Below are 9,728 nucleotides of genomic sequence, written 5' to 3' on the forward strand. Positions count from 1 at the left end.
TGCCGTCGCGGGGGCGGGTGGCATCCATCGGTCAAGCACTGGCCCGATGCGGTATGCCGCGGCGGCCGGCCTGCGCGAGCTCGTGGTCGACCTGGCGCGAGGTATCGAGCTAGAGCAGGGCGTCATGGTCGAGCACGTTGCGCCGGGCGAGGCTGACGGCGAGCGCTACGACACGGTGGTGCTCGCCATGCCAGACCCGCAGGCGCGACGGATGCTCGACGCGACATCACCACTGCGTGATGAGCTGGATGACGGCCGCGGGTGGGAGCCCAGCATCGCGGTCGTGCTGGAGTGGGCGGTGTGCGAGTGGCCGCCGTTCCACGCCGCTTTCATCAACGAGGTACCCGAGCTGACGACCATCGCCGACGATGGCGACCGGCGCGGTGACGCGGCCCCCGTGCTTGTCGCTCACACGACAGCGGACCTGGCCCGCCAGCACCTTGACGACCCCGACGGAGCAATCGCCCCTGCGGCCGACGCGGTGAGGCGCCTGCTCACCCTGCCGGATGCGCCGATGCGCTCGTTCGCGCACCGCTGGAGTTTCGCGCGGCCCGCGTCGCAGCATCCGGAGCCGTTCCTCTTGACCAAAGGAATCGGCGTCTGCGGGGATGCCTGGGGCGAGCGGTCATCGGTGGGCACGGCGTGGGCCTCGGGTGATGCGCTGGGCCGCGCGATCGCGGGCGGCCAGTAGCCGGTCGAAGAAGAACCGTCGCCTACTAACCTGACCTTCCGGATGCCGAATCGCCGCCATTCATTCGCTTCTCGACCGCCACGGCCGCGGCCCACAGCACCAGGGCGATGCCGGCCCCCAGAAAAACCCCTCCGATCGTGTCGGTCAGCCAGTGCACGTCGAGGTAGGTGCGACTGAATGACATGGCGACGATGGCCGCGACGATCAGCGCCCAGCACCACGGTCGCGCGAGCAGCAGTCCCGCGATCACCAGCAGCAGCACGAGGTTCGACACGTGACCGGACGGATAGGCCGTGAGAGTCACGGGGATCTGCTGGTCATCCGGCCTCGGACGCAGCAATACTGACTTCAGCAGTGTCACCGCCGGAGCGCCAGCGAGCCCTCCGATGAGCACCGCGGCCGCGAATGCCGGTCGTTCCAGCATCACGAGGATGACGGCGAGCAACGTGGGCAGGACAACCCCGAGGTAGACACGCGAACCGGCGACGTTCAGCCAGAGCGATGCGCTGGTGAGCCAGGGGGCTCGATGAAGGTTCCAGAAGTCATGCCACGCAACATCCAGAGCCAGCGGCCCATTGCCAAGCGCGGCAATGGTGGCACCGCCGCCGAGGCAGACCGCTATCAGGCCCATGCCCAGGACGGCCAGGAGAAGTGGATGGCGCTTCATCGCCCGAGCGTACCGCGACAGCCTGCTGAGCCTTACCTCGCTGGCGTGCCGGCATTCGCGGTGATTAGCTATGAATATGACCTCCGACGTGACGCCCGCCACTCATTCGAATGAGCCCCACGGCGCGGGGATCGCCGGGAGGCTGAACTGGCTTCGCGCGGGCGTGCTCGGCGCGAACGACGGCATCGTTTCGGTCGCCGCAATCGTCGTCGGTGTGGCCGGTGCGACCTCCGCGGTCGCTCCGATCCTGACCGCGGGTGTTGCCGGTCTGGTGGGTGGCGCGATCTCTATGGCCCTGGGCGAGTATGTCTCTGTCAGCAGCCAGCGCGATAGCCAGCACGCGCTCATTGCGAAGGAGCGACGCGAACTCGCCGAAATGCCGGAGCAGGAACTTGCCGAGCTGTCTGCCCTCTATGAGGCGAAGGGGCTGTCGGCCGACACCGCCGTGACGGTGGCCCGGGAACTCACCGCCCATGACGCGCTGAGCGCGCATCTCGAGGCGGAACTCGGCATCAACGAGGAGGACGTGGTCAGCCCTTGGCAGGCCGCCGGCGCATCCGCCCTCGCCTTCGTCATCGGAGCGGTGCTGCCCATGGTGGCGATACTCCTGCCTCCCGCACAGCTGAGGGTGCCGGTGACATTCGTCGCGGTGCTTGCCGCGCTGGCCCTCACCGGCATCATCAGTGCCCGGATCGGCGGCAGCCATTGGCTCAGGCCGACGCTGCGAGTGGTCATCGGTGGGGCAATCGCGCTGGCAGCAACCTTCCTTATCGGCACGCTTCTCGGCACCTCCGGCATGGTCTGACCCGACCGCACCACTCCCATCCTGCTGGTGGCAGGCTCATAGCCAGCGCATAGGTTGCCGACACAAACTTCTGCCATGCCCACCCAGATCACGGTGAGACCCGACCCGCGACAGTTTCCGTCGTCGTCCAGGGTCAACTACCAGCGCAGGTTTGTGCGCCGGTCCCGCCGCGCCGATCTGCTGGTCATCTCGCTCTGGGCATCGGGGGCCGCCGCCGCCGCGCTCTTCCTCGCGTCCGGCGGTGCTGGCCAGTTTGGCAGCCTCGCCGAGACGGTCACAAGCATGGGTATCGTCGCCGGGCTCATCGGCACCGATTTCATCCTGGTGATGCTGGTACTTGCCGCGCGCATCCCGTTCATCGATCGCACCATCGGCCACGATCGCGCGGTCGCCGTGCATCGCGCGCTCAGCAAGCCAGCACTCTACCTGTTGCTCGGCCACGGTGCCCTTCTTCTGATCGGTTACGGGATGAGTTCGGGCATCAATCCGATCGCGCAGATCGGGCCGATGCTGGCCCTGCCCGATATGCCACTCGCCTTCATCGCCATGGGCCTCATGATCACGGTGGTTGTGACCTCTCTCGTCGCGGTGCGGCGCAGATTCAGCTACGAGGGATGGCACCTGGTGCACCTACTCAGCTATCTCTCGGTGGCCTTTGCCCTCCCCCACCAGCTCAGCGTCGGCGGCGTTCTCGCCGTGGGCACCGCCCAGCGCGTGTACTGGATCGCGCTCTACGTGGTCGCTTTCGGTTGCCTCATCACCTTCCGTTTTGTCGAGCCGATCGTCTCGAGCCTTCGGCACCGCATCACGGTCGCCGGCACCACCACGATCGCCCCCGGAGTCACTTCCATCCACCTCAGTGGCCACAACCTTCGCGGGCTGGGTGCGGCCGGCGGGCAGTTTTTCATCTGGAGGTTCTGGACGGGCACGACATGGTGGCACTCGCATCCCATCTCCCTCTCCGCCGTGCCGACGTCCTCAACCGCGCGCATCACGGTGCGTGACCTGGGCTCGGGCAGCGCCAGGATCAGCGCGGTGCCGGTGGGCACCCGCGTGTCGATCGAGGGGCCGTACGGCCTCTTCACCGATGCCGCACGCACGTCGCCGAAAGTGGCGATCATCGCGGCAGGCATCGGGGTCACGCCGATCCGGGCGCTGCTGGATCATGCCAGGTTCGCGCCGGGCGAGGCGACCATCCTGCTTCGGGCGAGCACACAGGAGGAGACCTACCACTGGGACGAGATCCGAGAGTTGGCGGCCGCGAAGGGTGCGCGTTGCTACGTGATGGTCGGTCGCCGCTCGCGCGTGGGGCCCGGCTGGATATCCGAGCAGGATGCGCTGCGCGGCGTCACGCTCGCCGGAACGTTCCCGGATCTCGCCGACTCTGACCTCTACCTGTGCGGGCCCACGGCATGGCTGGACCTCGTCGAGGCGGATGCCAGGGCCACCGGCATCCCGCAGCATCAGATTCACGCAGAGAGGTTCGACTGGTGAGAACGCGCGCAGTCCTGGGAAGCATCTTCGCCTCGGTGGCGGTGCTGGTGGTCGGCTGGCAGGCCGGGGCGGCAGTGGTCGTGACAAGTACGGCGACCACCTCCGCACCCCAGGCCAGCGGGGTGACCCCGGCACCGGTGGTCGGCGGCACGCCCACTCCGGCAGCCACGCCCACCGCGGTTCCCGTACCCGCCGGGCCGGCGGATGGCACCTACACGGGTGCGAGCGTCGCCACCCGGTACGGTAGCGTGCAGGTCTCGATCGCGTTCGCCGGCGGGGCGATTACCGATGTCGCCGCCCTGAAACTGACGGATGCCGACGGCCGGTCAGTGCAGATCAGTAACCGGGCCGCCCCCCTGCTGCACGATGAGGTGCTGGCCTCGCAGTCCGCGAACGTCTCGAACGTGACGGGCGCCACCTATACGACGCGGGCCTATCTCTCCTCGGTGCAATCCGCGCTGGATCAGGCCGGCTTCTGATGCGTCACGTCATCGAGACGATGGGCACCGTGGCCTCGATCGACGTGACCGGCGCTGCCCTCGTCGACCTCACTGAGCTCGAGTCGATCTTTCGCGCGGTCGACGCCCGCTTCAGTCTTTACCGGCCCGACTCCGAGCTCAGCCTGATCGCCTCGGGGCGGCTGATGCTGACCGACGCCAGCGAGACGCTGCTTGCCAGTTACGCGCGAGCACTCGACTGGCGCGCGGCGACCCACGGACTTTTCACTCCGCACCGGCCCGACGGCACTATCGACCTCAACGGCCTGGTGAAGGCCGAGGCCATCGAGCAGGCCGGGGCCTTTCTCGATGGTTCGGGATGCCCGCAGTGGACGATCAACGTCGGTGGCGACATCCTCGCCCGAACGGCAACACTGCCCGCGCTCACCGGCATCGCCGACCCAGCGGATGACTCGGCCATCCTGTGCTCGATCGCACTGCGCGGCACCCGCCGGGCCATCGCGACCTCCGGTAGCGCGCAACGCGGCGACCACATCTGGCGCGGTGGCGACGTGCTGTCCCCGCACTTCGCGCAGGTGAGCGTGATCGCGGACGACATCGTCACCGCCGACATCCTCGCCACCGCGATTGTGGCCGGCGGCCCCGGTGCACTCGACGACATCACGGACCGCTGGCCGGTCGATGTGCTCGCGGTTGGCCGCGACGGAGTTCTCAGTGCGACGCCGGGGTTCCGCGCGGCGCTCTCACAATAAGCACCACCTGGTGAGTGATCAGCGCGGAACGGCCGGGATGGCGGACGTGGCATCGCGAGCGACATGACTCCTCGCATGCTCGACAGCCGTCCCGAGGTCAGTGAACAGATGATTCTGGTGCCGCAGTGAGGCGATGACTCCGACTCGGGTGGCGACCGGGAGGTGCCCAGGTCGGATTCCCTTCACCAGCACGGTCACGCCGCGACGCTCGAGGCCGTCGATCATCTCGGTGACAACCCGGGCGCCAGTGGCATCCAGCACCTGCAATTGCGACATTCGGATGATCACCACTGACACCCCCGAAATGCTGGTGACCCGCTCGAGTACACGCTGTGCCGCGCCGAAGAACAACGCCCCGTCGAGGCGGAACAGCGCAATGTGCTCATCTCCGGGCTGGGCTGGCAACGGAAGCTGCTCCCGCTGGACTCCACCGGAATTCGCCAGCGCTCGCAGGGCGAAGAAGGCGGCCACAGCGATACCGATACCGACCGCGACGATAAGGTCGACCGAGACGGTCACGATCGCCGTGACAATAAACACCACGGTGTCTGACCGAGTGGAGCCAACGACGCTTCGCACCGTCGCTACCGACACCATGCGCACCGCGGTGACCATGAGCACCCCCGATAGCGCGGCCAAGGGCACCTGTGAGATCACTCCGGTGGCGAAGTAGACGACGCCGAGTAAAACAACGGCGTGGGTGATGGCAGCCAGCCGCGAGCGTGCGCCCGATCGGAGGTTGACGGCGGTTCTGGCAATGGCACCGGTGGCGGGCATCCCGCCGAAGAAGCCGGAGGCGACCGATGCCAGACCCTGGCCCACGAGTTCCCGGTCTGCGTCATAGGGGCCCGTGTCGGAGATGGATGCGGCGACCCTCGCAGAAAGCAGCGACTCGATTGCGGCGAGAGCGGCGACCGTCAGTGCCGGGCCGACTAGTTGTCGCAGCACCGCGGCGTCAAACGCGGGAAGCGCGGGCGCCGGAAGCGAGTGGGGCAGAACGCCGATCCTGGCCAGCGGAAGTGCGAGCAATGCCGCAACAGATGAGACGAGCGCGATGGCGATGATCGAGCTCGGAACCTGCCGGTGGATGCGCGGGGCCACGACCATGATGGCCGCAACGACGGCGACCACCGCGAGTGACCAGGCGACGGTGGATCCATCAACGCGCGCGAACGACTGCACGGCTGCGATCGCAGCATTGCTGCTCGGCCCCGGGCTGGAGCCCACCGCGGCGGGAACCTGCTGCAGGAAAATGATGACGGCAATGCCCAGGGTAAAGCCTTCGATGACCGGCCAGGGTATGTACGAGACGACGCGGCCGAGCTTCACCGCCCCGGCTACGAACACCACGAACCCCGCCATGATGCTGACCAGTGCGACGGCCTCAATGCCGTGGGCGGCCACGATAGGCCCAAGCACAACGACCATGGCACCGGTGGGCCCTGAGACCTGGATGTTGGATCCGCCGAACACTGCCGCCACGAACCCAGCGACGATCGCCGTGACCAGCCCGGCCTCCGCCCCTGCGCCCGAGCTGACGCCGAAGGCCAGCGCGAGGGGAAGCGCGACAATGCCGACCGTGATGCCAGCGAGCACGTCTCCACGCCAGGTGCGCCGGACCGAGCGGTAGTCATCCCAACTCGGCAGTAGCGACCTAACGTAGCGGAGGGCCGTCACGAGGTCACGGTCGAGGCCAGGTGGCGTTGGGTCGTCTCGAGAATCTCGGCGAGTAGTGCACGGGAGACAATAAGCAGATCGGCGACCTGCGGATAGGCCAGGCTGTAGAACACCTGGCTCGCGCGGCGCTCGGCGACGACCAGGTTGTGGCGGCGCAGCACGGCAAGATGCTGGGAGAGATGGGATGCCTCCATCCCGGTATCCGCCATGAGCTCGGTGACAGAGATGCCAGGGTGCACCGAAAGCACCTCGAGCACACGTACCCTCACGGGGTGTGCGAGGCCTTTGAAAAGGTTGGCTTTGACTTCGTATAACGGTCGCCTGGCAACCGTGAATTGCTCCATGGCGTCGCGACTTGATGATTTCATCACTTCATCATATCGCGCTCAGCTCGACATGCGAGGACTTTGTGCCCTACCGATCTGCACTCGCGCTTCGTAGCGTGGGCGTATGACGCAAATAATGAACGACGTGGAGTTGAAAGCTGCCGTAGTCGATGAGCTGGACTGGACACCGAGCGTGAATAGCGCCCAGATCGGTGTGGCAGTCTCCAACGGAGTTGTCACGCTCGCGGGAGAGGTGGGTAGCTATCCCGAAAAGCGTGACGCCGAACGGGCCGCATTGCGTGTTCGGGGAGTTACTGCTGTCGCGGAGGAAATCACGGTGCGCAGCATTTTCGCCGACGTGGGAGATGTACACATTGCACATAAGGCCAGTGCGGCCCTCGAGCAGGCCGTCGACGTGCCGCCAGACCAGGTCAAGGTCGAAGTGCACGATCACACCATCACCCTGTCGGGGCACGTCGCCTGGCAGTTTCAACGTGCCGCCGCATACCGGTCGGTTCGCTTCCTGAAGGGCGTTACCGATGTTGTGAACGCCATCATCATCCAACCGGCCGTTTCGACCGACGACGTTAAGGACGCCATCAGCACCGCGATCGTGCGCAGCGCCCAACACGAAGGCGACGGCATCACCGTCGTCGCAGATGGGGATGGCGCAGTCACACTAACCGGGAACGTCCATTCCTGGGCCGAACGCCGACAGAGCGAACACACTGCCTGGTCCGCACGGGGAGTAACCAGCGTCACCAATAAGCTCCGCGTCCACAACTAAACCAACCCGACGACGGCGCTATCGCCGTCTGAGCGCGAAACCCGCGCATCCTCACGCGTGATCGCCAGGTTCTGAACATCCCGTGTCTGCCGATCCGGGGCTGATGGTTCGGTCCTCGTGGAGATGACGGGGCGACGATCACATGAGAAGGAACGCCGGGATATGAACCGTTGTGTCAGGAATCGCGGAGTGCGCAAGAATCCGCTCTTGGTCCGCGTTGTCGAGACCACGCTCATCAGAGTGCACGCGGCGCGGCCGCCGAGAGTCGCTTGATGAAGGATTCCCCCCGAACGCGAGCCCCGGGAGTCTCGTGGCCCCCGCGATACCCGCTAGTCGCCCTCACCATTGCCGTCGGTATCGTCGGGGCGATCCTGTGGCTGCTGGGTTTCGAGCTCATCACACGATGGATATTCAGCATTTTCGCGATAGCGGTGGCTTGTCTCCAGGCGGTGCGGATGGTGAAACAGCTGCGCCAGGGCGTATTCGGCGTCGACCTGCTCGCGATCATCGCGATCGTCTCCACGGTGGCGGTGGGTGAGGTTATCGCGAGCATGATCATCGTGCTCATGCTGAGCGGCGGGGAAGCCCTGGAAGACTTCGCTCAGGGTCGAGCCCGGCGCGAGTTGAGTGCGCTCCTGGACCGCGAGCCACAGACCGCACACCGGCTTGTACCCGGATCAAGTGAGGTCGACGATATCTCCGCGGCGCAGGTGCGCATCGGCGACGTCATCCTCGTGCGATCGGGAGAGGTCGTTCCCGTCGATGGCGCCCTGATATCCCCGAGCGCCGCATTCGACGAATCGTCGCTCTCTGGCGAAAGCCTGCCCCGCACCCGCATCGCCGGTGAGACCGTGCTCAGCGGCTCGGTCAATGGAACTGTTTCGGTGACGATCACCGCACGTGCAACCGCTGAAAACAGCCAGTACCAGGGCATCGTCAGCCTGGTGAAACAAGCGTCAGCGAATCGCGCACCCGTGGTGCGGCTTGCTGATCGCTATGCGGTGCCTTTCACCATCGTGTCGCTCGCAATCGCGGGGATCGCCTGGTTTGCCTCGGAGGATCCTGTGCGCTTCGCCGAGGTTCTTGTACTGGCCACGCCGTGTCCACTGCTCATTGCTGCGCCTGTGGCGTTCGTGGGCGGGATGAGTCGCGCCGCCCGTCACGGCATCATCGTCAAGGGTGGTGGTGTGCTCGAGACTCTCGCGCGAGTACGAACCGTCGTCTTCGATAAGACCGGCACTCTCACCTACGGAACCCCGAAAATCGTGAGGATAGCGGCACTCAAGCCCTTCACCGAGGACACACTACTGGCACTCGTCGCCTCCGCCGAACGACAGTCATCGCACGTGCTCGCCGCGTCGATCGTCGCGACCGCCACAGAACGAGGGCTCGCTATTGTCGAGGCCTCGACATCCATAGAGGTCGCCGCCCAGGGGGTTACCGCCACGATCGGCGATCGCACCGTCGCTGTCGGCACGCTCGCGTTCGTGCGGGCCGTCGCACCCGACGTGACGGAATCTGCACTGTCGGGCGGCGAGCTGGCGATCTATGTGGCCATTGATCGAAAATTCGCTGGCAGCATCATCGCCACCGATAGCGTTCGCACCAACGCCGCCACGACCATCTCGACCCTGCGACAGCGAGGGATCGCCCGGATCATCATGCTGACGGGTGACGCGCAGGCAACAGCAGAACATGTGGCACATGCGGCAGGAATCACCGAAGTCACGGCGAACTGTTTACCTATCGACAAGGTGAACCTCGTGCACAACATCACCGAGCGACCGGTGCTCATGGTCGGAGACGGAGTCAACGATTCCCCCGTGCTCGCCTCTGCCGATGTCGGTATAGCGATGGGCGCGCGCGGCGCTACTGCCGCCAGCGAGTCAGCGGCGGCCGTGATCCTTATCGACGATATCTCGCTCGTCTCCATGGCCGTCGACGTCGGACGGGACACCGTGCGGATCGCGCTGCAAAGCATCTGGCTTGGGATCGCACTGAGTGTCGGTCTGATGATCGTCGCCGCAGTAGGAGTCATCCCCGCAACCGTCGGCGCCGGCATCCAGGAGCT

10 protein-coding genes are annotated in these 9,728 nt (G+C 66.0%); 7 read left to right on the plus strand and 3 right to left on the minus strand.

The genetic code is table 11. From position 1 onward, the window contains the following. Positions 1 to 691 (plus strand): NAD/FAD-dependent oxidoreductase (locus RMN95_RS13170; RefSeq protein WP_309617364.1); only part of this gene is annotated, 691 nt, incomplete at its 5' end. A gap of 25 nt (positions 692 to 716) precedes the next feature. On the opposite strand, the gene RMN95_RS13175 is transcribed toward RMN95_RS13170, so the two are convergent. After that, positions 717 to 1,358 (minus strand): phosphatase PAP2 family protein, encoded by a 642-nt coding sequence (locus RMN95_RS13175; RefSeq protein ID WP_309617365.1) that lies wholly within the window; start codon positions 1,356 to 1,358, stop codon positions 717 to 719. A gap of 76 nt (positions 1,359 to 1,434) precedes the next feature. On the opposite strand from RMN95_RS13175, the gene RMN95_RS13180 reads away from it, so the two are divergent. From RMN95_RS13180 to RMN95_RS13195, 4 genes are all read left to right on the plus strand, one after another. Further along, positions 1,435 to 2,163, plus strand: coding sequence for a VIT family protein (locus RMN95_RS13180; RefSeq protein WP_309617366.1), 729 nt, complete (start codon positions 1,435 to 1,437; stop codon positions 2,161 to 2,163). A gap of 75 nt (positions 2,164 to 2,238) precedes the next feature. Continuing rightward, a complete protein-coding gene (locus tag RMN95_RS13185) occupies positions 2,239 to 3,657 on the plus strand; it encodes a ferredoxin reductase family protein (protein WP_309617367.1) in 1,419 nt (472 codons plus the stop codon). After that, positions 3,654 to 4,136 carry an FMN-binding protein gene (locus RMN95_RS13190; protein WP_309617368.1) on the plus strand — a complete coding sequence of 161 codons (483 nt, stop codon included), beginning with the start codon at positions 3,654 to 3,656 and terminating at the stop codon, positions 4,134 to 4,136. Before RMN95_RS13185 ends, RMN95_RS13190 begins: the two co-directional genes overlap by 4 nt. After that, positions 4,136 to 4,867: an FAD:protein FMN transferase gene (locus RMN95_RS13195; protein WP_309617369.1), complete on the plus strand. Its 732-nt coding sequence runs from the start codon at positions 4,136 to 4,138 to the stop codon at positions 4,865 to 4,867. The genes RMN95_RS13190 and RMN95_RS13195 overlap by 1 nt, the downstream gene beginning before the upstream one ends. An 18-nt stretch (positions 4,868 to 4,885) precedes the next feature. Here the strand turns inward: RMN95_RS13195 and RMN95_RS13200 are convergent, their stop codons facing one another. Both RMN95_RS13200 and RMN95_RS13205 read right to left on the minus strand, forming a co-directional pair. Next, a complete protein-coding gene (locus RMN95_RS13200; protein WP_309617370.1) occupies positions 4,886 to 6,544 on the minus strand; it encodes a SulP family inorganic anion transporter in 1,659 nt (552 codons plus the stop codon). Beyond that, on the minus strand, positions 6,541 to 6,888 hold the full coding sequence (locus RMN95_RS13205; protein WP_397545164.1) for an ArsR/SmtB family transcription factor: 348 nt from the start codon (positions 6,886 to 6,888) through the stop codon (positions 6,541 to 6,543). The genes RMN95_RS13200 and RMN95_RS13205 overlap by 4 nt, the downstream gene beginning before the upstream one ends. A gap of 106 nt (positions 6,889 to 6,994) precedes the next feature. Between RMN95_RS13205 and RMN95_RS13210 the strand changes: the two genes are divergently transcribed. Then, positions 6,995 to 7,657, plus strand: a complete 663-nt coding sequence (locus tag RMN95_RS13210) for a BON domain-containing protein (protein ID WP_309617372.1) — start codon at positions 6,995 to 6,997, stop codon at positions 7,655 to 7,657. 272 nt (positions 7,658 to 7,929) lie between these two features. After that, a partial coding sequence (locus tag RMN95_RS13215) for a heavy metal translocating P-type ATPase (RefSeq protein WP_309617373.1) occupies positions 7,930 to 9,728 on the plus strand: 1,799 nt, incomplete at its 3' end.

The organism is Salinibacterium sp., from assembly GCF_031364185.1.
Lineage (GTDB): Bacteria > Actinomycetota > Actinomycetes > Actinomycetales > Microbacteriaceae > Rhodoglobus.